A 24099-nucleotide genomic window follows, 5' to 3' on the forward strand; every position below is an offset into this window, starting at 1 on the left:
TTTTTGCGCCGAGAAAGCCTATTTCGACCCTATAGTCAGAGTTTGCAAGCCCTAAGGCCTGAGTTACACTAACGCCCTATTTATACCTGTTCTACGGTGAAGTGAAATCCTTTATGTCAACGAGCTTAGTGTCAAAAACAGTGGTGTCCAAAGCAGTGGTGGTATTCAGTGGCGGACAAGACTCAACAACCTGTCTTATTCAAGCCCTAACCCAGTACGATGAAGTACATGGGATCACTTTTGACTACGGTCAACGTCACCGCGAAGAAATTGAAGTTGCCAAATCCTTAGCAAAACGCCTGAAGATCACCAGCCATAAAGTCATGGATGTCACCTTACTCAATGAGTTAGCTATTTCAGCCCTCACCCGTGATGCAATACCCGTTTCACACGAGTTGATGGAAAATGGCTTACCCAATACCTTCGTGCCCGGCCGTAATATTTTATTTTTAACGCTTGCAGGTATTTATGCCTATCAATTAGGGGCGCAGGCGATTATCACAGGCGTGTGTGAAACCGATTTTTCAGGCTACCCAGATTGTCGTAACGATTTTGTAAAAGCGATGGAATCCGCCTTAGTTCAAGGCATGGATAAACAACTAAAAATCATCACGCCTTTAATGTGGCTCAATAAGGCACAAACCTGGGCACTGGCGGATAAATATCAGCAACTTGATCTGGTTCGCCACCATACTCTCACCTGCTATAACGGCGTGATTGGCGATGGCTGTGGTGATTGCCCTGCCTGTCATCTTCGCAAACGTGGATTAGATGACTATCTACAGAATAAAGCAGCAGTTATGGCTGAGCTTGACGCCAGCGAGCCTAAAGCATGACACGCAGTCCCTACTGGGTCGCGCTGATGGTGAGTCTGATCTGTGCGGGTTTGTATGCCGCAGGCTTAGCGAGCCCCGCTGTCGATAACCTACTCGCCTATCGCCGCAGTGCAATTAGTGAGGGTGAATGGTGGCGATTAATCAGTGGAAATTTACTGCACACGAATCAATGGCATCTATTAATGAACCTTGCAGGGCTGTGGGTGGTGCTATTTTTACACCATTTTCATTATAATCTCAAAGGCTTAAGTGCACTATTTTTCGTGTTATGTTTACTTGAAGGTATAGGCTTGTATTTAGGCTATCCGCAATTGCTTGGTTATGTCGGCTTAAGCGGTATGTTGCATGGTTTGTTCGCCTACGGCGCAGTGCAGGATATTGTCCGTAAGCTGCGCTCAGGCTATCTGCTGCTCGTTGGCGTTATCATCAAGGTCGGTTACGAACAGCTTTATGGTGCCAGCAATGATGTCACCGCCATGATAGGTGCGCGCGTAGCAACCGAGGCGCATTTGGTCGGCTTAATCTGCGGACTGATTTGCGCTTTAGCGGTGTTTATCAAGCTCAAAATGAGCCAATCAAAAGTCCCTGCTTAATACCAATCGTATTAAATATCTGTTCATTCAGCGGGAGTTCTACACGCTTTAGACAAGGCGAAGGCTTGAAGGCATAGTGGTGCTCTGTCGAAAGCCTTAAACGCAGTATAAAGCGCGTTGAAACCCGCCCTTCGGGAGCCACACAGGCATCCCACACCGGTGTTGCATTGACTTAAAAGGGAATAACCATTTCTGCGTCAATGCGCCTTGGATTGAGATGCCTGTGAGGCTCTGAACTGATTAGATATTTAATGTGATTGGTATAACACCCAAGTCAAGATATTAAAAAGCCGTCGCTGCATGATTGCTGGACGGCTTTTTTAATGCTGAGCGCAAGAATAAATCTAGGCTTTGATCAACAGGTCCCGCAGGTGCTTGACTTCATCACGCATTGCCGCCGCTTGTTCAAACTCTAAGTTGCGCGCATGTTCATGCATCTTCTTCTCAAGCTGATCGATTTGATGGCTTAACTCTGCCGCATCGGCTTTATGGTAATGGGACTTAGGCTCAGCCACTTTGCCATACACAGCTTTACTGTCGCGGCCATCATCCACATCCATCACATCGGTGATCCGTTTAACGACGCCCTTAGGCGTGATACCGTGCTTTAAGTTGTGCGCCCGCTGACGTTCACGACGTCGGTCAGTTTCACCTATCGCTTTTTCCATCGAGTTGGTGATGCGATCGGCATAGAGGATCACTTTACCATTGACGTTACGCGCCGCGCGGCCAATCGTTTGGATGAGCGAGCGTTCAGAGCGCAAGAAGCCCTCTTTATCGGCATCTAAAATACACACCAATGACACTTCAGGCATATCTAAGCCTTCGCGCAATAAGTTGATCCCAACCAATACATCAAACTTACCTAAACGCAGATCGCGGATGATCTCAACCCGTTCGACAGTGTCTATGTCCGAATGCAGATAACGCACTTTTACGCCATGTTCGTCGAGATATTCGGTCAAATCCTCCGACATACGCTTAGTCAGCGTCGTCACTAACACCCGCTCATTGACGGCCACTCGCTTGGCGATTTCAGACAATAAATCGTCCACTTGGGTCCCAACGGGGCGCACTTCTAATTCAGGATCGAGCAATCCCGTTGGCCGCACGACCTGCTCAGCAATCTCACCTTCGCTCTTTTCCAGCTCGTAGGCACTCGGTGTTGCCGACACATAGATAGTTTGCGGCATCAATTGTTCAAACTCTTCAAACTTGAGCGGCCGGTTATCCAAGGCGGACGGTAAGCGGAAACCGTATTCCACAAGTGTGGTTTTACGGGAACGGTCACCTTTGTACATAGCGCCGATTTGCGGCACTGTCACATGGGATTCATCGATAATTAATAAGCCGTCGGCAGGCAAATAGTCGAGCAAGGTTGGTGGCCCTTCCCCCGGTGCGCGGCCAGACAAATAGCGCGAGTAGTTTTCGATGCCAGAGCAGTAACCCAACTCCACCATCATTTCCACATCGTATTGCACCCGCTCATGGATACGCTGGGCTTCAATTAACTTGTTGTTATCGAGTAGATATTGCTTACGCTCACGCAGTTCTTCTTTAATAAACTCAGTGGCAGCGATAATTTTTTCCCGCGGCGTGACATAGTGAGTCTTAGGATAAACCGTCGTACGGGCGATACGTTTAATAATATGGCCCGTTAACGGGTCAAACTCACTTAAGCGTTCAATCTCATCGTCGAACAACTCGACTCTAATAGCATTACGCTCAGAATCGGCGGGGAAAATATCAATCACTTCACCGCGCACACGATAAGTACCACGTTGTAGCTCAATATCATTGCGCTTGTACTGCAATTCACTGAGGCGAATTAAGATGTCACGCTGCCCCATCACATCGCCTTGGCGTAGATGCAGCAACATTTTTAAATAGGAATCGGGATCGCCCAAGCCATAAATAGCCGACACCGAAGCAATCAGCACCACATCTTTACGTTCTAACAGCGCCTTAGTGGCGGATAAGCGCATCTGCTCAATGTGAGCATTAACCGAAGCGTCCTTTTCGATAAAGGTATTTGATGCAGGTACATAGGCTTCGGGCTGGTAGTAATCGTAGTAAGAAACGAAATACTCGACCGCATTATGGGGAAAGAACTCTTTCATCTCGCCATAAAGCTGCGCCGCCAAGGTTTTATTAGGCGCCATGATAATCGTGGGCCGACCTAACTTTTGGATCACATTGGCAATCGTGAAGGTTTTACCTGAGCCCGTCACCCCGAGTAAGGTTTGGCAAGCCAGACCCGCTTCGAGTCCATCGACTAATTTGGCAATCGCTGTAGGTTGGTCGCCTGCGGGGGCGAATTGCGATTCAAGCTGAAAAACAGATTCTGACACGCGCACATATCCTTTTAGTGAGTCGCCCCATTCTAATCAAGTCACCGACTAAGCTCCACAGTTATCCTTCCTGTCGTCATATCAATACGATCTAAAACCGCAAGATGACAATTTAAAGGAAGAAACATGAAACTTTTAAACTAAGGCGTTTTCAGCGTTTTTTGCTCACAAAACACCCGCAAACTAAGCAAAAATGCCAATTTAATACACAAGAAATCAATTTCGTTCGATTACAAAATTGCAACCTTGTTTTCACCCTCAACAAAAACTACTTGCTTTTAGTATGCAGTTGATAATGCTTAAATTTATTTTTGAACCCCAAAATAGTGCATTTTAAGTCCGCCGCCCATACCCCAAGGCTTTGGCGGCCATTTTTCAGGACAACTCACAGGGTTATCCACAGATTTTGTTGATAAGTCGAAATAACCTAGAAACCACGCGGGATTGGAGGCTGTCATGTGTCTTAACAACCGTCTCTCGGCATTTAGTAATTTAATTACATTTGATAAATGTTGCTACTTGTATCAATTTCTGTAGCGCGCCACGAGATTTGATAAACGAATTCACCTAAATTGAAAATTAGTGATTAATCAATTACTCGTTAGTTCACTTAGTCTGATAAATATGGGTTCACTCAATTTGATAAACTTCTCAATAAGCCCCCTAAATCGAGGGCTATTGAGTCTTTTCTACTTAGTTAATACGTTGGTCTACCAGTTCCAAATGAGCAGTTCTTGCTGCTCTCCAGAGCGTTTTGAGCCTCCTACCGTGTAACGTATTCCAAGCGTCTTCATTTGTAGTCCAGCAAATGCCTCGCGCATTTCGGGGATGTCATTCACGCTGATCACCATCTTGCCTTTGATTGTCTTCGCAAGCTCGGCCATCAAGGCATATTGCTCTAGTCCAAAATCTACACCATAACCTGCGGTACTCCAGTAAGGCGGGTCTAAATAGAACAAGGTTTCTGGCTTATCGTATCGCCTTACGCACTCAGCCCAGTCCAACCGCTCGATATAGGTTCTTGCCAAGCGTAGGTGAGCAACGCTGAGATCTTCCTCAATCCTTAACAAGTTCAAACCAGCGGGTCGAGACGCTGAACATCCAAAATTCTGACCTGATACTTTCCCGCCAAACGCCAGCTTTTGAAGATAGTAGAAGCGACTCGCTCGCTGAATATCGGTTAGTGTTTCAGGGTTAGTATTCTTCTGCCATAAAAACTCTTCACGGCTAATTAAAGCCCATTTAAAGTGCCTTATAAACTCCTCTAAATGATGTTTAATGACTCGATAAAGATTCACCAAGTCGCCATTCATATCGTTGACCACTTCCACCCTCGCCTCGTCCTTGCTGAAGAACATTGCTGCACCGCCGCAGAAGGGTTCGACATAGGTATGGTGTTCAGGGAATATCGGTAAAATCTGCTTAACTAATCTACGCTTACCACCCATCCAAGGGATAATCGGTTTTGGCATGTGAGCCTCCTTTTTTAGGATTTTTCTGCTAGGCTCGGTTCGCCGTGTCGACGCGGTGAGGGAGCCTTGGTTGGCTCACAGGGTGTTATCCTGTGTGTTAACGGTCTAGCAGTGTTGGTAGCATTGCTAGACCGCTCTCTTTTATCAAATCTCTAATTCAACATACGTCAGGTCGGCGGCTTGGCCTTGGATCTGACCATCAACGATATACACTTTCCCACTGGTGACTGAGTCCCCCAAAACGGTCTGATAACTGCCATCGGCGTGCTGTACTGTCGTGGTGCCATTCGTCACGTTAATCACAGTGGCAACACTGCGCTGGGGCTTAGGGTTTAAGTTCGCTAAGCGTTGATAGATGTTGCTCATGCTGCCACCTCATTACGCAATAGCGTCACGGTCTGATTCACTGTAACCATCCCCGTTGACTCATTAACGCTGCCGCTTATGCTGAAGCTTTCACACACTGACTTAAACACCTCGGCACCTTTGCGAACCCCAATTAACATGCCTGGTCGCATGGGTGGCAAATCCGCCATGACCTTTGCGCGAATGCTGTTTTGCACCTTATTACCTGCGTTGGCTAACTCGGCCGTTGCACGCATTCTCGCGGCTTGATTATCAGTGATTAATTTATCCACTATATCAGCAGCAAAGTTGTCACCAGCGGTCCCGAAACGTTTCACTTTCGCCGCCACGCCTTGTTGCTCACCACGTACAAACACCGCATTAGCATCGGGACGAATATCGATACGCTCGTTAAATTCGAGGATCACTCCATCGTGCAAAATCACATCAGGGATCGCGCTTGCGGTATTCCAAGGCACGACTGGCCACTGAGGGATCACCGTTATAGTCTGAGTTTCATCGTTCACATCGAGCATGGCCCCAATGCTATTTGCCATCATGTTAATGGCTTCAGCGGGAGTTTTAGCGGCATAACTAAAGGCGTTTGCAGGTACAGGGTAATCGCTGATTTTACTGGCGACAGTCCACTCAGTATTGCCCACAATATCGGCCATCAAACCAATAAAGCTGCGGGCTACTACGTTCACATAGTTGATGGCCTTTCTGTTCGGGCTGGCGAGTGTGGCTAAGCGACCTCGACCTGTCGCGCTATAACTGGTTTTGCCGAAGGCTTTAGATTCGCTGGGAGACTCGCAAAGCAGGTAAAAGTCATAGCCGTTAATACTTATTTTCAGTAATTCATTAGCGGCACGCTCGGCATCAATACGGGATGAAAACGCTAAGCTTCCGCTACTGGCCCATTGCGAACGTGACTGAGAAATGGATACTGATTTGAGCACCACAGAAACGCCGTCACTCACACGAACACAACTGATTTGAGGCTGCATGAGGTAACTCCTTCTGATTTGCGGTTCGATAGGGATCTTAAAATCAATGGTAGGTAACGGTGGATTTGTGCCTATCAGGCCGCCGCCATCGTCCCAGTAACAAACATTGGGTGAAGGGGTAAAGTTGAGCACAATCGGGCTGATAGCGTTCGTCCAAGGTTCACTAAAGCGCAGTGTAACTTTACCTACTGGCGGTAAGTATTTACTGGAACATACCCACCGCGCGGCGTGTGGAGCCCATACAACAAACTTGCTATCGCCTTGGCTTTGAATGTCGGTATAACTAAGCGCTATCTCAGTCGCTAGTTGCTCGCCGATATGCAATTTAACGGTAATTTGCTGGCTCTTGGCTGCAGCTTGTGACCAAGGTATATCAAGCATATATTGCTGCGATTCTGACACGTTCCAATGACTCGCAGCGCGATGACTATGAGACTCAGGTACCAACCAATTCATATCGAGTTGAATAGGTACCAACGCATTTCGTCGCCACTCAACAGCGAACACTTCCCCAGCTAATGGCGGCGTATTCCACACGATTACGATTTGCTGTTTTAAGCTGATGCTACCCCATGCAAAAACGGCATTAGCGGCATGCGATTGACTGCGAGTACTGAGGGTAATTTGCTGCTCAATATGTTTGCCTGTCATCATTACAAGCCCACAAGCCATGCCAATACTTCCGGCCCTAATAGGAACATCTGGGATTAACACATTTTCAAAGCGCAGACTCAACGGTGAGACAGCATTTAGCCATGGCTCATTAAATCTCACCTGCAATGTCAAAGTGGATTCAGTCATCACTTTAATAGCCTAAATTAACGCTATGGCTGTCAACCAATGGCAGTTTAAACCCATCAATAATTCTGGCATTAAACTGCTCATCAGCATCGAACATAATAAAAATTACCCCTGCTAATGAGTGGTCCTTACGAATAAGATGCTTGACTTGGTTATCTGCTGGAATATCGCTTTGCCATAATAATCTTAAATTCACCCTTTCTAAGATGGCGAAACGCTCGGCAGCAGGGTCAATATCAACTTCAAGCAAACCCATAGGATAATTCGATTTTTCACGTAAACGTGGTGCAAACTTATCAGGCATACCATTCCCCTGTTCCTATCCAAAGATTTGAAGCACCCACATGACCAGTCGGTAAAAGATAAAAAAGGGTGCCATTCACATTACGGGTAATGGGTAAAAGTGCATCAGTAAACCCCGTAAATGAGGATTGAAATAATCCAGGTACTGTCCCTCTAACTGCGGGATGCAACATACTGTTGGTGCAATTATTCCCCGCTGAATCAAGGTACTGAGAAGCTGGCTGATTTGGCGAGTAGGTTTGTTGTTCTATTTGCACCGGAGCAAAAAACATATTCAACCCATCTATGGGCAAGGTTTTAATGGCCGTGGTGTTATATGTTGACCAAGCCATCTTTACTACCATTTGCTTAGGATTATGGCTGCCATCAGTTTCATGCATTTTAGCCACAGTAGCATTCTGCGATAGATAGGTAATACCGTCAGTCCAAGACGGCGATGTGGTCAGTGATGAGTCTGCAACTGAGCCATATACCATAGTGATAAAACGTGTCGCATCATTAGGTACCACACTGTCAATATCGCCGATAAAAAAACTAGGAAAGTGAGTGGTAGAAAGCTGAGTTCTATCGAAAGGTGAATCGCCATAAGTAAAAAAAATGAACGCTGCAGCAGTGGCAATCAATATCCACTTATAAGGATGCGGAGAACCACTTGCAAAACATCGCCATCCAGCACCATTGGTATTAGCCCAATCAGGATTAAGTGATGCTAAAAATGGGGCTGACTGAAAATAGAAAACTCCTGATAATACGTCCCCTGCAGACCTTGGCCAAAACTTAACAAAACTGCCCGAACCCTGTAGGGTAGAATTACGAAAAACAATTTGATTGGAGGCCAAGTCCATAAATGGCACTGACCAGCCAGCCCCCTGCTTTGAACCATAACCATCCACTAAACATTTCTTGAGTACGTTAATCAATTCTGATGGCTTGATGCCCTTTGACAGTTGCGGTGCACCCGCATCATCCCAACGATAAACAGTAACTGGTAAGCCCATTGCAATTGCTCCTATGACTCGTTACCAAAAAATGACAACACGGCGTTATCTTTAGTGATTTGGCTGTGGCCAACCTGCACATTTCGCAGCAGCATAATCGGATTTGAGGCCGCGAACGTGGCGAAACGAATCGCTTCGCCTTGCTGCCAACCGCCACCAAATGCACCTGAGCGAATGATGAAATAAGGGGCATTTGTCAGTGGGTTAATAGGCGTAAAATCATTCAGCGTATCGCCTGTGGCAATTTGGCCAAGACGGCGACCAACACAACGAAAAGCCGTAGCTGATGTCATAATCAATACCCAATCTTCATTCACAGCGGTGGTGTTTTTAACTTCAAACGGATAGTCAACCGAATTCACGTTGCCCGTAGCTGGGGCGCCATCGAGGTCCCAATTATTGGCCCAAGCAGTCATATCTCGCACTCTGCCGACTCGCGCCTGCAAGTCGCCAAGAATTTGCACACTGGCTAATGTGGTACCTAGCGGATATTCACGGGACAAAGGCTTGGCCAGCACAACGCTATTGCCTGAAAACGATGAAACTAGACCGAGTTCCATAATGGTATCGCTCAGCACAAACGGGGCGGAAAATCCGGTAAAATCACTGTTAATAGTGACCGTTCCTGCCACCTTGTTTACGGTAAAATGGTCATTATTAGGGGTCCATAGGCTGGCGCCATTGGCATCGGTAATATCCACAAACTGGGCATTTTCACGAATGGTAAACACAGTGCCGATAGAGCCTGTGACTTGCTGCACTTGGGTATGAGAAAGCGCGACAGTGCCCCAGCGTCTGAACATATCGACAATGCCATCATTGGGGATACGCAGTGGGTTTAGCCCATAAATCTCGGCGGGGGGTAGCTGGCGCAATTGGTCGGTAATGTCATAGCGCAGCGTGGTTAAATCCACCGGATTGGTAAATAACAGTTCAACCAAACCATCTACGATATTGCCGCTAATACCACTGCCAATTATCACCCCTTGGTTGTCAGATGAGGCGCTGATAATGGCATGGTCGGATATCCGTTCAACCTGCAAGTAAAAGCTCTCTAACAATGGATTAGCCACACTCAAGGCAAATTTAGCAGTAGTATCGCCTGCAGCCGCTGCAGTGGTTGATTCAACTAAACCTGAATAGGTCAGTGTAAAATCACCTCGGCTTACCGTTTGCTTAGTCACCACCCCAGTAAAATAATCAATGGTCGCCAGCAACTCAGTGGTGTCATACAACTTACCTATACCGCTATTCACATTTTCAAATACGTCCTGAGGCACATAGTTACTATCAGCAAACACAGCACGGCCTTTGATACTGCCGACCGTTAGCTGCTTATTCGCTGGGAATGCATTAGCGCTTGAGTAAATGCTGTATTTATACGCAGAAACATAATAGAGCGAGACAGTGGGATTATAGGCAAAGTGCACATCAGGCCGCAGCGTAACGGTCACGTTCCCAGTCCCGACAGTAATCGACTGAACTAATGAATTACTCCCACCGAAAACGCCAAAAGGATCGGTAGAAACTGCAGTGACAACATCAGTGTCTATCAGCAAATCCGCTGTGGTGAAGGTATAGCTGTACGTCCCTTGGGCACTTGGCTGGCTAATCACTTTGCGGATCACTTGGCTAACAGTGGCATCGCCGTTATCACTGCCACCCGTGATGGTATTACCTGGCTTTGGCGCTAAGGTGGTGATCGCAGGCAGTAACGACAATTGAGTTGCCCCCACAGCTAAACTTACCCCGCTGGCTGCGGCAGTCAGCTTAGTTACCCCGTGGAATTTTAATGGGGATGCAGTGTTAGATAATCGCAAGCGAGTGCACTTACTCTGGCCATTGATTTGCAAACCTGGTTCTGGTGTCGCAAACGGTATCGGCGGGTCGAATACTACGGTACCAACTGCACCGTTCACTATGCTGGTACGCGTGACTTTGCAAAAATGGGTTTTACGGGGCCATGCCACGTTTTCAATGCCAGGATATTCCACGGTAATACAGATCACTTGGCCAATCTGCAGATAAGTGGTTTTCCAATAGTCTCGGTCATTAAAGCGATAGGACGACTGCAGGTAATCTGAGGGAAATGAGTTTTGGTTCACAAGGAAGCCTGGACCACCTTCACGGATCAATTCCCCTGCAGTGACTGACGACTCAATGATCTCTTTCATATCTGTCATGCGAGACTCATCATCCAGCGCGGCAGACTCGATCATGAATACGTTAACTAATGGGTCTATCGGTGGCTCACTGATAAACACATGTGCATCAATCAAAGTGCTGGTGTCTGGCGTATCGAGCGCAGGGAACGCTTTTACAATGTCGATACTGGATTGGGCATGGTCGATATCGGATATCGCTGAAAATAGCTCATTAAGCTGGCCTGACTGCACAGCGTTCTTAGTCCGTTGGCCGCCAGCCTCATTACTTGAACCCAGTAACTCTGGCTTAAATACTTTTAAATCTAAACGGGAAATTGTCATATTAAACGGCCTTTAAACGGTGATTAACTTCAAGGTGATAGCCTCGATTTCGTCGGGGTCGGTATCGCTGTAATTGATCGCTGGCGTGCCGCTGATGGGCTGTTCTCTGTAGTCCCACATCACAGTTATTGCAGTGCCATTGATATCCAGGTTAAAGCTGTTCGCGCCCTTTGAATTGGCGTGGGCCTCAAGGGCGTTAAACACCGCTAATGTTTCTGCATCGCTGAATAACACCACAGGGCGGCCCGCTTGTTTAGCCGCGACTTCAACATGCTGCGAGCCATCGAGCGCAAACTCAGTGCTACTCACAAAGGGCGTATAACCAAAGCGGTTAAGCCAAATAAAATGTGGTAATTGAAGCGTGTCTAAGGTGATCATGAGGTGGCCTTAATCTGTTCTAGTTCGCGCAAAAACAGCAGCTTAAACTCATCAAGCAAATCGGCTTTCACCACATTCCCTGACGGCATTGCCAGCTCTAGCCGAAAAATTTGTACGCTGCCGCCTGTGTTCTGATTGCTCACCGATGCCGAAGCGGTGGGGCTTGCCGTACTGCGAGTGGAATTCGTCGCGGTGCTTGCACTGCTTGATGCACGCTCGATCGCCTGTGCGTTACGTTCTGCCGATTCGGCCTCGATTTGTTTCAGCTTAGTGCTGTAGATTTGCTGACTCAGTTGCAGTGCTTCTTGGGCACTGGCGATGGACTCTTTATCCTGGGCTGTGCGGGCAGCATCGAGCTGCGCCTTAAGCTCAGCCTGTTGCTGCTCATAGCGGCGCTTCTCGATAGCGGCTTGGTTATTGTTGAGCTGATCCATCTCATCTTTGAGACTGCCCAAGGTCGCGTTGATATCGTCACGCAGGCCGAGAATACGATCACGGGTAGCATCAATGGCCGCTTGCAGTGGCTTAAGTTCTTCGTCACCTAGCTCGCGTATATTCCACTTAGCCTCGCGGCTAATTTGATTGACGCGATCGAGGCTAATGCTTGAGCTTTCGAGTTCTTCAGTCCATTTACGGGTCAGTAAGGTTTCATTGATGATCTGCTTTTCGCGGATAAAAGCTTGGTTACTGAGCTGTGCCAGCACACCCCAAAAGCCAGTATTCACCCGCATATTGTTCATGATGCTTTTAGTCAGCTCATTAACGCGGGCGTTAAGTTTTTCGGTGCTATCTTCGTTAAAATTGAACTGTTTGTTTAAGTGGGCATAGGCACCCGCAAATAGGTTGACATACTCAGTGGCGCGGCCTGTGGTTTCCTCTAATTGTTCAAGTTCTTCGCGTTGCTCAATTAAGGTTTTAGTGGTCTTTTTTACCTGTTCGTCAGTCTCTTGCTCACCCTCTTCCAAGCCGCCCATTAAGCGTTGCAATATTCTGAGCACTTCAACTAAGCGTTCTTTTTGTCGCAGGTATTCTTCCGCCGTGATGCCGCCGTCTTTATAGGCTTGTTCGAGCCTTAACATCTCGTCAGATACAGCGGCATACTTGCTTTTTATCTGTTCATAATTCGCCGCTTCGAGTGCCTGAACCTCACTGAGTTGCTTAGTTTGATCACTTAACTTGCCCTGTAAACTAATCAGATCTTGTTGAGCTTTTGCTTTGGCTTTACTCGATACCGTCGAGCTGTTCATCACATCACGGCATTGCTTCAAACGGGCTTCAGTTTCTGCCACTGCGCGGCTTAGCTTGGCTTGCTCGGGTGAAAGTTCCTTCACGCTGTCTGTATAGCCGTATTGCTTCGCAGTCAGCTCGCTCAGTTCCTTGGTTAGCCCAAGGGTGGCGGCTTGCGCTTTCAAGGTTTCGGGTACCGCAGCGCCCGTTGCTTCGGCGGCCGTTAATGCCGCTTTAGCCCAGGCTAAAAACGCATCCTTTTGTTGCTCAATCGGTTCACGGTTGTTCTTAATCAGATTAAAGGCCGCTTCGGCTTTCGTGTTCACCTGCTCTAAGGCATGGCTACTGGTCAGCCCTAAATCCTTATAGGCTTGCTCCAATGCCTCGGTGCCCTTAGCCGTGGCATCTAGATAGGTTTGCTGCTCTTCAAACTTGGCGCGCAGTATTGTGAGTAACTTAACGTGGCCTTCGTATTGATCCCCCGCCGCCTTTAACGGCACTAAGGCGGCGTCAATTTGGCGAATGAAACCGCCCATACCACCTTTAACGCCATCGAGCGTTTTAGTTTGTTCGCTTAAGGTAAAGGTCAGGCGCAGCGCTTCTTCAACCGTTAATTTAATCGGCGCTACGACGTCAACCGCAGCCTGTTTGACTTCTTCCATGGCTTTAGCGGCGTTCTTCCACTTACCAGTGGCATCGTCATAAATCAGTTTGCCTTCATCAACCGCCTTGTTGAACTCGGCCATAGTGGTAAAGGCTACGCCCGTTTGCTCACTGAGATCCTTAAGTGAGTACTCCAACTGTTTGGCGCTAGACGCGGCAGCGCGTTTAGATTTTTCCAGTGCTTCTTCAGCAATCAATAATTCTTGGTATACCCGAGCGACCTCGATCAACTCGCTAATCAGCGCTAAGTACAAACCCGCTTTAGCCGCTGCTGCCAAGGCGGTTTTAAGTTTGCCAGCAGCTAAGGCCGCGCCCTCACTCGCCGCAGTGGTACCCATGATCGCGCCAGTGTAAAGACGCATCACGCCGATGGCGGCATTGGCTCCGGTAATCACATCACTAAAATAGCTACCGACTTTTAACGCTAGAAATGCCTTAGCCACAAAACCAATTTCATCACGGAAGTGGTACAGCATAGCAGCGCCATCTTGCACCGCTGAGCCTATGCTCACGATCGTGTCGCTGACTTGCTGCGCCCATTCCTTTAAACGGCCATCGGCGGCCATGGCGGCAAACTCAAGATTCAACTCACTGATCTGGCCCTTAAGCCAATCAAGTGCACCGGACTGAGCCACGAGATCATAGAAGGATGAAAGGTTATCTTTGAGGTTTGATACTTGGCCACTGAGCAAAGCCATCTGCGACGCTGCGCTGCCATTAGCGGCTCGGCCCATTTCATCAATCAAACCTTGGATCACATCGCGGCCAAGCTTGCCTTGCTCACTGAGTTTTTGCAGTTCGGTGGTGTTCTTTCCCGTGACCTTAGCCAGCATGTCCCATACGGGCACGCCGCGCTCAATCAGTTGCAGGATCTCCTCACCCTGTAGCTTTTGTTTTGCCCAGGCTTGGCCGAGTGCCAAGGTGATCCCCTCGACCTCTTGAAAACCGCCACCGAGTTTAAAGGCTTGATCCACAATCGCCTTCATGGTGCCGTTCATAGGATCGAGGCCAAAGGCTTTGGCCTTCACAAACGCTTGATTGACTTCGTTCAGTTGTAGCGGCACATCGATGGCGAATTGCTTTACCCAAGCGGTGGCTTGTTTGCCTGATTCAAAACCGCCCATCACGGCATTCATTTGCACGCCAAGACGTTCGAATTGATCGCCCGTGGCAAAGACATCCTTCACCGCTTGGGCCACGCGGTCAAAGCCCAAATAAGCACCCGCTAAGGCGGTCACTTGGCCGATCACGCCACGCAGGGAACTGGCATGATCACGGGCGCTGGCATTGCCCTTATCTAACTGATTAGCAAACTTATCGACATTGCGGCCAGTGCCGTCAAATTCGGCGCTTAACTTGCGCTGCGCTGTGGTCAGGTTGTTGTAGTCAATGCCCGATTTCGACAGGGCATTTTGCAGCTTAGTGTGGCTGGATGATTGCTGCGCTAACTCGCGCTGCATTTGCTCCAGCTCTTTTTCGGCCACATCAATAGAGCGTGCCAGCTGCACAAAAGGCGCATCCGTTTGGCTGGCACGTTGCTTTAAGTCCTGCAGTGCTAAGGCGGCAGCAGTGACAGCAAGCTCTTGTTGTTCAAGCTCATTGCGTGACCGCTTAAAGGTGTTGATCAGGTCTTGCTGGTTAGCCAGTTCATCGAGCTTATTGGCTAAGGTATTGGCTTTTTGGCTGGTCGATTGGCTGCTATCGCCTACGTCATCAAGCCCAGTTGCTAAAGGCTTGAGGTCATTAGTGAGCTGCTCTGTTTGGTTGCTGGTATTGCGGCCGCTTTGGGCCACTTGGTCTAACTGGTCACTTAACGGATCAAGGCTATTTTTGAGTTCATCAACTTGATTCGCACCCGTTTGGCTGGCATCACTCACGCCATCGAGTTCATCAGCGAGCGCCTGCGTCTTAGGATTCGCCGCATCCGACTCAGTGCCGATGCGCTTAAGCTCATCGACTAAAGCCGCAATGTGTTGCTTGCCCGTGGCTTCTGCCACGATCCGCAGGGCGAGTTCTAAGGTTTTATCAGCCATGGCTATCTCGTTAATGCTCTCGTTAGTATCTAAATAATCGGTGTTTAAACGGCGGTTAAATGGGGATTAAAGGGCATGGCAATTGAGTACGGCCATGCCCTTGGGTTAAGCAAAACCGCTTATGCATCCAACTCTAGGTACTCGAACGGATGATCTTTCCCCGTCACCAACTGTGCTTTGCCTGCTAAGGTCGCACTCACAAACTCGCTGGCGGCAAAATCGAGCGCCGCTGTTGGCGATAAGCTGGCGTCGAAAATTTCGAGCTTAATCGGTTTGCCTGTTTCGAGGTTTTTACCTTCACCGAAGAGCCGCGCGCGGGTTTGGGCGTTAATGCCACCACGAACTAGCGTGCCGCTAATGGCGTTATGTTGGCCTGTCACTGTCACCGCGCCGCCCGCTTCTATGTCGCCGCCTTTTACGGCGCGCACTAGCCCTAGGGCATAGTTCACCTCATAGTCAGTGCCCAGCACTAAGGTGGCAGCGTCTTTCTTCACCACAAAACCGAGGGCGGCAAAGTTACTTTTAGGTAGCTGTATCCAACGTTGATTGGTTGGTAAGGTCACGGCTTCATCGGTTAAGTTGCCGCTGCCAGTGTTCAGCACTTGGGTATCACCCAGCAGTGCCATAGCAATCAGTTCGGCGGGTTGATCGTCGAAGGACCATTCCACCTCAACAGGTTTTGCAATTTTCACCACGCTTAAGGCTTGGCCGTAGCTGTCTTTCTTTTTACTGCCACGTACCTTTTCGTCGGCGTCGGTTTTAATGGCGAGCTTAGTAGTGTTGATGGGACCAATGATCCCCGTTGATTGCCCTTGGGCATTTAAGCGGTCAACAAAGAAGTTGCCTGCGACTAATAATCCATTCATAGGATTTTCCTCATCTTAAGTTGTTGGGTTAGCTGGGTTTGAATCTCAGTTGCACACTCACGGCCACGGGGTAATAACCGTGGCTTTTAGTGAAACGGGGTTTAATCGGGCTGTTCACTCGCACAAAGGGGCCAAGCATCTGACCATCCACCGCAATGGACTTACCCACAATCGCGTTTAACAGGCTGACTAATAGCTCACCTGCTTGGCCTTCGTGAATAGATAAACGGCAAGCCAATACCACAAGCCAAGTCTGCTTAATTTGGCTGGTGTTGCCGCCTTGTGCGGTATCCGCCAGCGTATCGCCCATATACAGCACATGGGCGGCGGGGGTGATTTGGCTGCGCTCATCCACTTCGCTTAGCTCATTGGCTTGATAGACCTTTTTCAGCTTCTGGCTCGTCACTAATGACTCAAGTATTTGAGTCAGCGCATCACCTGCAGCAAGGTAGTTATCTTTAATCTCAAACATCAGATAAACCCCTTAGATGCACGGCGGCCAAACACGCTGCCTGCACTGTCGATGCTGACCACTAACTCACTTTGGCTAGCGACTTCACCCGTATCAGCTAGCCCCAAACTGATATCGCCTTTGCTCACTGCGGTTAAAAACTTCACCACAGCGGTATAGCGTTTCTCGACTTGTTCAGGGGCTTTATCGCCATAGAGGAAGTAACGGGCTATATCGCAGCAGTTACGCTCAAGCACGGCGGGAACAGTGGTTAACGGCAAGGTGTAACGGCCCACGATATAGCCATCAATCTCAGCCGCAGCATCACGCAATGCTTGCTCAAGCACGACGGTATTGATTTCCCCTGACACACTGTCTTCACGCTCGGTAAGCAGCATTAAGTCCTGTGCACCAAAGCGACTCAGCATGTTGTCAGGGGTGGCGTACATCAATTGGGCCATGGCTACTCACCTGCTTCGTTGGTGGTGCCCGATGGTTCAGTGCCTATCGTTTCAGCGCTAGGCGTTTCAGTGCTTTGGGTAGCCGTTTCGTTTTCACCTGGCACTGTGACTTTTACGACCTGAATCGCACTAACTAAGTCTGTTTTATTCATCGAGTTAACACCCGTGATCGCCAAGTCTTTTGCCAGTTCTTTCAGCTCTTTTACTGACAGTTCACCCAAGACTTTCTCTTCACCGCTAGGCTCTTTCACACCAGTGAGAGTGCCTGTGGTATTGGAGCCTAATGTCTGATCACCGTCTGGAATGTCCACACTCCCCGACGCTGGTGCCATATCACGCACGAATACTTTAAGGCGCTGGTCAGCTTCAAACGCTGCAACTTGCTCATCCGACAGCTCGGCCAGCGGTATAAGGTTTTCGCCTTTGGTAAGCGCCATGCCCGCACGGCGATAGCCAGTGTGCGCAAGACAGATAACCAACAGGACTTGAATGTTCTTAGAAGGATTCGCCATTTCATTGTTACCTCACTCGATGTTGGGGTGCAGGCGCATCCTTGTGCCTGCGATTCGCTGCTCAAACTTAAGGGGTGATCACCTAAAGCTGTGGCACCACTAAAATTTCAAACTTGCCCTTAAGCTCGTTGTTCACTGTGGTTCCGCCTTCATCAATCAGCTCACGCTCAAGTAGCTTGCGGGCAGCTTGTTCGAGTGATGCGGGCACCACCAACAAGTTCGGGCGAATTTTGAGCTTTTTGCCGCCATCACGGGTGAAGGCCGTCATCTTCTCGTAGCTGTCCCACAGGTTGGTTGCGTTAAGAGCACGCTTGTTAGCAAAGGCCATCTGCCAGAAACCAAAGCCCGCTTCACAGCGCATATCGGTACCGAATTGGAACTCGTTATTGGTCCATACTGCTGGGTCGGTTGGATTAAACAGGGTGTTTAAATCCAGCTTGCGACGCTCTTGGAAGATGAGTGGCTTTAATGGGCGCGTGGTATCGAGCAAGAACCATGGCTCACCCGTATAGGCACCATCTGCCACCATGTTGGCCACAGAAACATCGGCACCCGTGCCATCGTGTTTGGCATTCACAGGGTGGTCGGTGTCGAAGAAGTTTTGGCTGTCATAACAGGCAGTGGTAAAACCATCAGCTAACAGAGCAAACACCAGATCATCGGGGAACTCTTCACCTTCCTGCGCCAATGCCTGCACCATAGGTTTGTAAGTGCCAATGGTGTCGTCTTCGACATCATCACGACTAATGCCAATCGTGGTTTCAAACGTCTTGTTGGTGATTGAGTAACCATGCTCTTTGATGGAGTTGATCATCCGCGCACCAATCCATTCACGCATGGTCGGCATTGAGCCTAACCAGCCGTAGGTATTGGACTTAGTATTGCTTGGCACGACTGAGGCAATTTTTAAATACAGCGGCTCAGTCTTAGCTAAAGCATTTTGAAACTCGCTACGCACCATAGTGCGCAGGGCTTGTAATACTGGGGCGTTAATAGCAGCCATTATTTTTGCTCCTGATCAGCGGCGATAGCTTTAGCAAAGTCAGCGTGCGACATGCCCCAAGAATCGGCCATTTTGATTTGGTCGGCAGTGAGTGCCGCGAGTTTGGTGTCCTTGTCCTTGATAGGATCGGGAACTGTGGTGGTTTGCTTGGCCGTTAATGCGGCAATAGCCACACGCTCACCCAAGTTGGCAGTCAACGCCGCCATGGATTGCTGGCCTAACTTGGTTAGGTAATCACGTTCACACTCAAAGGCTTTGCCTTCGTCTATTGCCGCCTTCACGGTTTGCTCAACGGTAAGCACGCCGTTTTCAGCAGTTAGCGCAACCAGCTGCGCGCGAAGGGCCTTCGCTGTTGAAGCTGGCACATACTCGCTTAGGTCAACTGTGCCGACTTTAGCCGTTAGTGCAGTGACTTCTTGCTTTAAGCCATCCACGCTATTTGCTGCCGTGGTTAGCGTATTTAGTGCAGATAGCGCCGCGACCTCTTGCTCAGCCGTTAAGGCCGTTGCATCCTCGGGCACATCCACCCCAAGGGCGGCTAAGATTTTTCTCAGTAATGGGTTCACATGGAGTTCCTCTGTGTCGGTAGATTGGATAAGTTCGTGTGGATTGAGGCTTGTATTAAGAGCAGCCAGTGCAGCCAACGATGCGAGTGGCAACATGCCATCGACACCAGGGCGGTTAGTTAACGCGGCTGAGTGAATAAATTGCGGGCGGCCAGTGCTGGTGTCGTAACCGAACACTAGGCTGAAGTACTTGTATTCTTTGGCTGTAAGATAAGCGATGGCGTTATCGGTAAAGCGCGGCTTAATAAACAAGCCCTGCCCTTGCCGATATTGCACGTCATCAATGTTGAACCAACCCGCAGCGGGTGCAGGCTGGCCATTCTTCTCTTTGTTGAGGGTTTGGTGTTCGTAGTCAATAACCAGATCACCGGCTTTATGGGGGGTGTTTGCTTGCAGGGCCGTGAACGCAACGCTATCCATCAACCACTTGCCACCAGCTACATCATCAGGGCGACCATCTACGCTGGCAAAGTGGCCATCAGGCAGCGCCTGAATGTAGCCATCTTCACCAACCACAAAGGCGGCTTCTGTATTGACGTTTAACTGGCTGCTTAAGGCGGCAAAGCCCAAAGCGGTGTTGGTTGCAGACATAAAAAAGGCACTCTCAATAACATTGGAGTGCCTATGATGATCGAGTGAAGCGGGTTAGCGGATTGGAAAGGTTTCGGGATTAAATTTAATAGCATAAAAGACATGATTTTTAATGAATGATTAGCGCATCCATGCAATAATCAACTGTATATTTATACATTAGTTATGTATTCATTTTAAGATGATTTAATCATCAAGGGTTAGTTGTGGAAAATCAAAACTTTAAATTAGAAAATATAGATGCTGTTTCTTGGTTAAAAAAGCAACCTAGCTCTTCTATTAATCTTGTTATCACAGATCCACCTTATGAATCACTTGAAAAACATAGAAAAATTGGAACGACTACAAGATTAAAAGTAAGTAAATCTTCAAGTAACCAATGGTTTGAGATATTTCCAAATTCTAGATTTGAAGAAATGTTGACTGAAATATATCGTGTACTTCAGAAAAATAGCCATTTATATCTATTTTGCGACCAAGAGACAGCGTTTATAATTAAACCAATTGCAGAAAAAGTTGGTTTTAAATTTTGGAAACCATTGATTTGGGATAAAATGGCTATTGGTATGGGGTATCACTACCGTGCAAGGTATGAATTTATTCTTTTTTTTGAGAAAGGAAAAAGAAAGCTAAATGATTTATCAATTCCAGACGTATTAGCAGAAAAAAGAGTATGGAGGGGGTATCCGACAGAAAAGCCAGTAAACTTAGCCAAAACTCTAATTTTACAAAGCTCTTCTGAGGGCGATATTGTTGCGGATCCATTTTGTGGTGCTGGTTTTGTAGGTTGTGCGTCGTTATCTTTGAAAAGACAATTTCTTGGTAATGATATTAATCCAGAAGCTATCGAATTAACTAAAAATAAACTTAAGGGAACTGTTTAAATTTTTTCACCCAAGACTTCAATGTTTGCGCTCTTCTACGACTAGTGCTTTCGCTTAATCCATTACAGTTTTTGATCAAAAAATCTGCTGCTGAATCTTCATTTATTTGTAAGATAGATTTTACATCTTGATCTGCCATCCAAATGTAGCCACATTCAGTTTCTTCAAATTGGCGTTTGATAACATCTAAAAACTCTTTTTCCGAAGTCGCAGTAAACGCTTTGAAACCGATGGGTGTTATTTTACCGTAAGAATGCACCAAAGATAATAGCTGGCATGCATCACGGTAGTAATTCACTTGCCTAGGGTCAACTTTTAAGTTATCTGATGTTACAATTTTGTTACCAGCTGTTAACTCTAAAAATTTCTTTAAACGTTCTAAATTATCAGCCTGCGGCACCATTGTGCTGTCTAGGTATTTACCAATTCGCTCATCAACTTCAGTGAGTAGCTTTCTGACATATTCATGATCTAAAGAAAAAATCAAATCCGTTGACTTTTCATCAAAAAATTCAACTTTCAACTCATTACTTAGCAATATTTCAAATAAACTTCTCGCTATTCTTAAATCAATTTCTTTATTATCAAGAGCATGTAAAAATTGCTTCTCACTCGACACTTTGGATAAAATTTCATGTCCTTTATCTTGTAATTCTTCTAAATTGTTAGCTTTTACTCTATAAACAAATGATCCTACAATAGCATCATGATGATAAAAAGTGGAACTTATATCAAATTTTCTTAAAAAGTTTTTACAAAAATCATTAAATGCTTTTGAAGCGCAATCTAATATTCCTGAAACAATAGGAGTATTATTTTTCCTAGCAAAACGGATTCTATGAGTATGCTTTCTTGAACCATCATAATTAATATTTTCACTTATGAAAATATTCTCATTTGGAAATAGAAAGTTAAGTTTGTCAGCTACAACCTTACTCTCCTCTTTTTCATCCGTTTCTAATGATATATTAATTAACAATACTTGAGACTTTGAACTTTGTTTGATGACTTTAATAATTGGTATATCTTTCTGTTCTAATTTATTAACATTTTCTTCAGAAATTGGAACTATTAGCCATTGGTCAACAGTAAAATCATCATCAATACCAAGGCTATAGCAAAAATATATCTGCCCGTAATCATTTAAAGCAGTAAATGTAATTGGCTGCTCATAAAAACTGTAAACGTTATGGTAATAAAGATTGCCAAATGTTTCAGAGGTTAAGAAATGTAACTCTTCTTTTTTCATATTACTTTAAACCCCACAGGGAAAGCACCATCAAAAAACCAAGTTGTCACGTGACTACTTCCACTTTCAATTCCAACCATTCCATGCTCTACCAATACTGTACCGTGTGCAATTTTCTTATTACGGAATTTGTTTGGGTTTACTTCCATAACATTGACTATAGCTTTATGTTTAGAAAATAATGAAGTTCCATAAAAGTTTGGATTGTTGGCAAACTTGGGATACTTGACTAGATGAGCTTGTTCAGGATCCTTATAGGAAGCTAAGAAATCATTCTGAGTAGGTGGATTAGCGCCAACAATCCTATATAAATCAATATTTTGATTGGAAGCGTGTTCAGGAGGAACAATGATATGGGCAGGATAATCCGTCGGCCATTTTTTCTTTAGCATTCCATGCCTCTTTTCATTAAGTGTCTGCTTATTCAAACCTTTTACTTTAAGGTACGGGATTATAGCCACATTACCCCATATATTCAAACATTATGAATAGAAGCAATACTCAGCTCACAATAAACCTAATTTAAAACCCGTTTAAATCCTTGTTAAAGCGTTTAAGTGGTATCTGGATAAGCCGTTACACCAAGTTGAGAGTTTAGACGCTTAAATCTCGTTTGAGAGCTTTACGCTTCGGAGCTAGTCACTTTAGAATACTGTCATTACTTTTAAACCATGGACGGCACATGACCACCCCTTCGGCATCTCCTCAAGCGGAACAGCAGACTCAAACCCACGAATCCGAGACATCATTTTGGTGGCTTATCATTTTGCTGGCCGTTATTGCTGCTTTTTTACTTACTTTGTACTTTATGAATTTCAACGGGGGCTGGGGTAACCAAGGAGACTTTGGTGCATTTGGCGACTTTCTCGGTGGCGTGCTCAATCCTATCTTAGGCTTTGCGACTGTCGGGTTACTGATCTGGTCACTTAAGATGCAAATGAAAGAGCTGTCACTATCTAATCAGCAACTCGCTTTGACTCGACAAGAACTAACAAAAACCAAAGAAGAAACGGCTCTGAGCCGTAAGGCAATGGAAGCTCAAGTTACCCATCTGCAAAATGAAGCTAAGCTAAATGAATTAATAAGATTGATGGCGGTAGTAAAAATCAAATGTGACGACATGCTTAACTCTACAGTCACAGAACGAGAGTTATCGTTTGGCCTATTTCACTCTAAACAACCACGCTCTTATGGTAGATACAATCCATCTATCACAAAACGGACCTACCGAGATGTCATATACTGTTATATTCCAAGCAAATTGGGCGAACTATATGACGATCTTATTCCATTGTTACAGAGACAATATAACGAGCTTAATAGCTCTTGGAAGGAACTAGAACAGTTATTATGTCTGTATACTCGGCTAGCTTTGAGGTACTACCATATTAATGAGAGCACTGAATTTGCAGCAGTTTACCTGAAAGAAGCAGGAGAGATGCTAGCACCATTTCATAATATTTTTCAAACAGATGAAACAACAACGCTACTTCAAAAAGTTATACGTGCTAACAGTATTGCGATGTCATCTATGTTGTATGAAGACTTAGATGATTAATAAAAACTTAGCCAACTAAATACTCCACCAAGATCCCTAGCATAGATTGTTCATCCTCACGGCTTACGCCAAGGTATCGCCGCTCAGGAATCCCCGCTGGGCCTGCGGGCATATCGTCGGTGCCACCAAACTGGTGAATGGCGGCATAGATTTTATTGCTACCAATCGCCGCCCAAAAGTCGCCGCTGTCGGCAGTCACGCTGGCAGCTAGCCCGCCAGCACTGACCTGCAGTATCTTACCGCCCTGGCGTTTAGGGTTTGCCTTAAGGTAGGCATCACTTAAGGATACCCAAGCTTGTCCTGTGGTGGGATCGGCCTCGGCTTCAAACGCAGATTCGGTGGCCGATTCAAGCACAGCGGCAATATCGTTCATGGGTTCGCTTAAGTCATCGAGCTTATCCAGCAAGCTATCAAGCACCTGCAATACGGTGCCACTGGTAAACTGAATATCCACTTTACTCATAG

General features: G+C 46.8%; 23 protein-coding genes. 4 read left to right on the forward strand and 19 right to left on the reverse strand.

Features of this window, described 5'->3' with window-relative positions; genetic code table 11:
• Positions 1 to 113: 113 nt before the first annotated feature.
• The gene (queC, locus tag HQQ92_RS09880) at positions 114 to 836 is read left to right on the forward strand and encodes a 7-cyano-7-deazaguanine synthase QueC (protein WP_113939679.1); all 723 of its coding nucleotides are present in this window, start codon (positions 114 to 116) and stop codon (positions 834 to 836) included.
• The gene (gene rrtA, locus HQQ92_RS09885) at positions 833 to 1429 is read left to right on the forward strand and encodes a rhombosortase (protein ID WP_173244970.1); all 597 of its coding nucleotides are present in this window, start codon (positions 833 to 835) and stop codon (positions 1427 to 1429) included. The genes queC and rrtA overlap by 4 nt, the downstream gene beginning before the upstream one ends.
• Before the next feature lie 344 nt (positions 1430 to 1773).
• Here rrtA and uvrB read toward each other — a convergent pair whose 3' ends face one another.
• The 16 genes from uvrB to HQQ92_RS09965 all read right to left on the reverse strand — a co-directional run bounded on the left by uvrB (position 1774) and on the right by HQQ92_RS09965 (position 19943).
• Entirely contained in the window at positions 1774 to 3780 is a 2007-nt protein-coding gene (uvrB, locus tag HQQ92_RS09890) for an excinuclease ABC subunit UvrB (protein ID WP_028760013.1), read from the reverse strand.
• Positions 3781 to 4085: 305 nt separating this feature from the next.
• Positions 4086 to 4238, reverse strand: coding sequence for a hypothetical protein (locus HQQ92_RS09895; RefSeq protein WP_158497640.1), 153 nt, complete (start codon positions 4236 to 4238; stop codon positions 4086 to 4088).
• Positions 4239 to 4490: 252 nt separating this feature from the next.
• On the reverse strand, positions 4491 to 5252 hold the full coding sequence (locus HQQ92_RS09900) for a DNA adenine methylase (protein ID WP_173244974.1): 762 nt from the start codon (positions 5250 to 5252) through the stop codon (positions 4491 to 4493).
• Positions 5253 to 5396: 144 nt separating this feature from the next.
• Positions 5397 to 5618: a hypothetical protein gene (locus HQQ92_RS09905; RefSeq protein WP_131523171.1), complete on the reverse strand. Its 222-nt coding sequence runs from the start codon at positions 5616 to 5618 to the stop codon at positions 5397 to 5399.
• Positions 5615 to 7258, reverse strand: a complete 1644-nt coding sequence (locus HQQ92_RS09910) for a hypothetical protein (RefSeq protein WP_254306316.1) — start codon at positions 7256 to 7258, stop codon at positions 5615 to 5617. The genes HQQ92_RS09905 and HQQ92_RS09910 overlap by 4 nt, the downstream gene beginning before the upstream one ends.
• 151 nt (positions 7259 to 7409) lie before the next feature.
• Entirely contained in the window at positions 7410 to 7709 is a 300-nt protein-coding gene (locus HQQ92_RS09915; RefSeq protein ID WP_131524159.1) for a hypothetical protein, read from the reverse strand.
• Positions 7702 to 8706, reverse strand: coding sequence for a hypothetical protein (locus HQQ92_RS09920; RefSeq protein WP_173244981.1), 1005 nt, complete (start codon positions 8704 to 8706; stop codon positions 7702 to 7704). The genes HQQ92_RS09915 and HQQ92_RS09920 overlap by 8 nt, the downstream gene beginning before the upstream one ends.
• Before the next feature lie 11 nt (positions 8707 to 8717).
• On the reverse strand, positions 8718 to 11192 hold the full coding sequence (locus HQQ92_RS09925) for a hypothetical protein (protein WP_173244983.1): 2475 nt from the start codon (positions 11190 to 11192) through the stop codon (positions 8718 to 8720).
• Positions 11193 to 11204: 12 nt separating this feature from the next.
• Positions 11205 to 11570: a hypothetical protein gene (locus HQQ92_RS09930; protein WP_173244986.1), complete on the reverse strand. Its 366-nt coding sequence runs from the start codon at positions 11568 to 11570 to the stop codon at positions 11205 to 11207.
• The gene (locus HQQ92_RS09935) at positions 11567 to 15493 is read right to left on the reverse strand and encodes a tape measure protein (protein WP_173244989.1); all 3927 of its coding nucleotides are present in this window, start codon (positions 15491 to 15493) and stop codon (positions 11567 to 11569) included. Before HQQ92_RS09935 ends, HQQ92_RS09930 begins: the two co-directional genes overlap by 4 nt.
• A gap of 119 nt (positions 15494 to 15612) precedes the next feature.
• Positions 15613 to 16359 carry a hypothetical protein gene (locus HQQ92_RS09940; protein WP_173244992.1) on the reverse strand — a complete coding sequence of 249 codons (747 nt, stop codon included), beginning with the start codon at positions 16357 to 16359 and terminating at the stop codon, positions 15613 to 15615.
• 28 nt (positions 16360 to 16387) lie between these two features.
• Positions 16388 to 16831 carry a hypothetical protein gene (locus HQQ92_RS09945; protein WP_173244995.1) on the reverse strand — a complete coding sequence of 148 codons (444 nt, stop codon included), beginning with the start codon at positions 16829 to 16831 and terminating at the stop codon, positions 16388 to 16390.
• Positions 16831 to 17271: a gp436 family protein gene (locus HQQ92_RS09950; RefSeq protein ID WP_173244998.1), complete on the reverse strand. Its 441-nt coding sequence runs from the start codon at positions 17269 to 17271 to the stop codon at positions 16831 to 16833. Before HQQ92_RS09950 ends, HQQ92_RS09945 begins: the two co-directional genes overlap by 1 nt.
• Before the next feature lie 2 nt (positions 17272 to 17273).
• Positions 17274 to 17783, reverse strand: coding sequence for an HI1506-related protein (locus HQQ92_RS09955; protein WP_173245001.1), 510 nt, complete (start codon positions 17781 to 17783; stop codon positions 17274 to 17276).
• Between the two features lie 82 nt (positions 17784 to 17865).
• Positions 17866 to 18786, reverse strand: a complete 921-nt coding sequence (locus HQQ92_RS09960) for a Mu-like prophage major head subunit gpT family protein (protein ID WP_173245004.1) — start codon at positions 18784 to 18786, stop codon at positions 17866 to 17868.
• A complete protein-coding gene (locus HQQ92_RS09965; protein ID WP_173245007.1) occupies positions 18786 to 19943 on the reverse strand; it encodes a phage protease in 1158 nt (385 codons plus the stop codon). The genes HQQ92_RS09960 and HQQ92_RS09965 overlap by 1 nt, the downstream gene beginning before the upstream one ends.
• 206 nt (positions 19944 to 20149) lie before the next feature.
• Here HQQ92_RS09965 and HQQ92_RS09970 point away from each other — a divergent pair, with 206 nt between their 5' ends.
• Complete coding sequence (locus HQQ92_RS09970) at positions 20150 to 20827, forward strand: site-specific DNA-methyltransferase (protein WP_173245010.1); 678 nt, start codon at positions 20150 to 20152, stop codon at positions 20825 to 20827.
• Here HQQ92_RS09970 and HQQ92_RS09975 read toward each other — a convergent pair.
• On the reverse strand, positions 20811 to 22076 hold the full coding sequence (locus HQQ92_RS09975) for a DUF6575 domain-containing protein (protein WP_173245013.1): 1266 nt from the start codon (positions 22074 to 22076) through the stop codon (positions 20811 to 20813). The genes HQQ92_RS09970 and HQQ92_RS09975 overlap by 17 nt on opposite strands.
• Entirely contained in the window at positions 22073 to 22468 is a 396-nt protein-coding gene (locus HQQ92_RS09980; protein ID WP_173245016.1) for a hypothetical protein, read from the reverse strand. Before HQQ92_RS09980 ends, HQQ92_RS09975 begins: the two co-directional genes overlap by 4 nt.
• Positions 22469 to 22758: 290 nt before the next feature.
• Here HQQ92_RS09980 and HQQ92_RS09985 point away from each other — a divergent pair, with 290 nt between their 5' ends.
• A complete protein-coding gene (locus tag HQQ92_RS09985; RefSeq protein ID WP_173245019.1) occupies positions 22759 to 23634 on the forward strand; it encodes a hypothetical protein in 876 nt (291 codons plus the stop codon).
• A gap of 7 nt (positions 23635 to 23641) precedes the next feature.
• On the opposite strand, the gene HQQ92_RS09990 is transcribed toward HQQ92_RS09985, so the two are convergent.
• Complete coding sequence (locus tag HQQ92_RS09990; RefSeq protein ID WP_173245022.1) at positions 23642 to 24097, reverse strand: phage virion morphogenesis protein; 456 nt, start codon at positions 24095 to 24097, stop codon at positions 23642 to 23644.
• Positions 24098 to 24099: the final 2 nt, after the last annotated feature.

The organism is Shewanella sp. DC2-4 (assembly GCF_013248875.1).
Classification (GTDB): domain Bacteria; phylum Pseudomonadota; class Gammaproteobacteria; order Enterobacterales; family Shewanellaceae; genus Shewanella; species Shewanella oncorhynchi.

Coding starts and splice junctions, on each gene's coding strand:
- HQQ92_RS09965 (WP_173245007.1), bottom strand. CDS start 19,943: ATGTCTGCAACCAACACCGCTTTGGGCTTTGCCGCCTTAAGCAGCCAG.
- HQQ92_RS09895 (WP_158497640.1), bottom strand. CDS start 4,238: ATGACAGCCTCCAATCCCGCGTGGTTTCTAGGTTATTTCGACTTATCA.
- HQQ92_RS09990 (WP_173245022.1), bottom strand. CDS start 24,097: ATGAGTAAAGTGGATATTCAGTTTACCAGTGGCACCGTATTGCAGGTG.
- HQQ92_RS09955 (WP_173245001.1), bottom strand. CDS start 17,783: ATGGCGAATCCTTCTAAGAACATTCAAGTCCTGTTGGTTATCTGTCTT.
- HQQ92_RS09900 (WP_173244974.1), bottom strand. CDS start 5,252: ATGCCAAAACCGATTATCCCTTGGATGGGTGGTAAGCGTAGATTAGTT.
- HQQ92_RS09930 (WP_173244986.1), bottom strand. CDS start 11,570: ATGATCACCTTAGACACGCTTCAATTACCACATTTTATTTGGCTTAAC.
- HQQ92_RS09935 (WP_173244989.1), bottom strand. CDS start 15,493: ATGGCTGATAAAACCTTAGAACTCGCCCTGCGGATCGTGGCAGAAGCC.
- HQQ92_RS09950 (WP_173244998.1), bottom strand. CDS start 17,271: ATGGCCCAATTGATGTACGCCACCCCTGACAACATGCTGAGTCGCTTT.
- queC (WP_113939679.1), top strand. CDS start 114: ATGTCAACGAGCTTAGTGTCAAAAACAGTGGTGTCCAAAGCAGTGGTG.
- HQQ92_RS09960 (WP_173245004.1), bottom strand. CDS start 18,786: ATGGCTGCTATTAACGCCCCAGTATTACAAGCCCTGCGCACTATGGTG.
- HQQ92_RS09915 (WP_131524159.1), bottom strand. CDS start 7,709: ATGCCTGATAAGTTTGCACCACGTTTACGTGAAAAATCGAATTATCCT.
- HQQ92_RS09980 (WP_173245016.1), bottom strand. CDS start 22,468: ATGCTAAAGAAAAAATGGCCGACGGATTATCCTGCCCATATCATTGTT.
- HQQ92_RS09925 (WP_173244983.1), bottom strand. CDS start 11,192: ATGACAATTTCCCGTTTAGATTTAAAAGTATTTAAGCCAGAGTTACTG.
- HQQ92_RS09920 (WP_173244981.1), bottom strand. CDS start 8,706: ATGGGCTTACCAGTTACTGTTTATCGTTGGGATGATGCGGGTGCACCG.
- HQQ92_RS09905 (WP_131523171.1), bottom strand. CDS start 5,618: ATGAGCAACATCTATCAACGCTTAGCGAACTTAAACCCTAAGCCCCAG.
- HQQ92_RS09945 (WP_173244995.1), bottom strand. CDS start 16,831: ATGTTTGAGATTAAAGATAACTACCTTGCTGCAGGTGATGCGCTGACT.
- HQQ92_RS09975 (WP_173245013.1), bottom strand. CDS start 22,076: ATGAAAAAAGAAGAGTTACATTTCTTAACCTCTGAAACATTTGGCAAT.
- HQQ92_RS09910 (WP_254306316.1), bottom strand. CDS start 7,258: ATGATGACAGGCAAACATATTGAGCAGCAAATTACCCTCAGTACTCGC.
- rrtA (WP_173244970.1), top strand. CDS start 833: ATGACACGCAGTCCCTACTGGGTCGCGCTGATGGTGAGTCTGATCTGT.
- HQQ92_RS09940 (WP_173244992.1), bottom strand. CDS start 16,359: ATGAATGGATTATTAGTCGCAGGCAACTTCTTTGTTGACCGCTTAAAT.
- HQQ92_RS09985 (WP_173245019.1), top strand. CDS start 22,759: ATGACCACCCCTTCGGCATCTCCTCAAGCGGAACAGCAGACTCAAACC.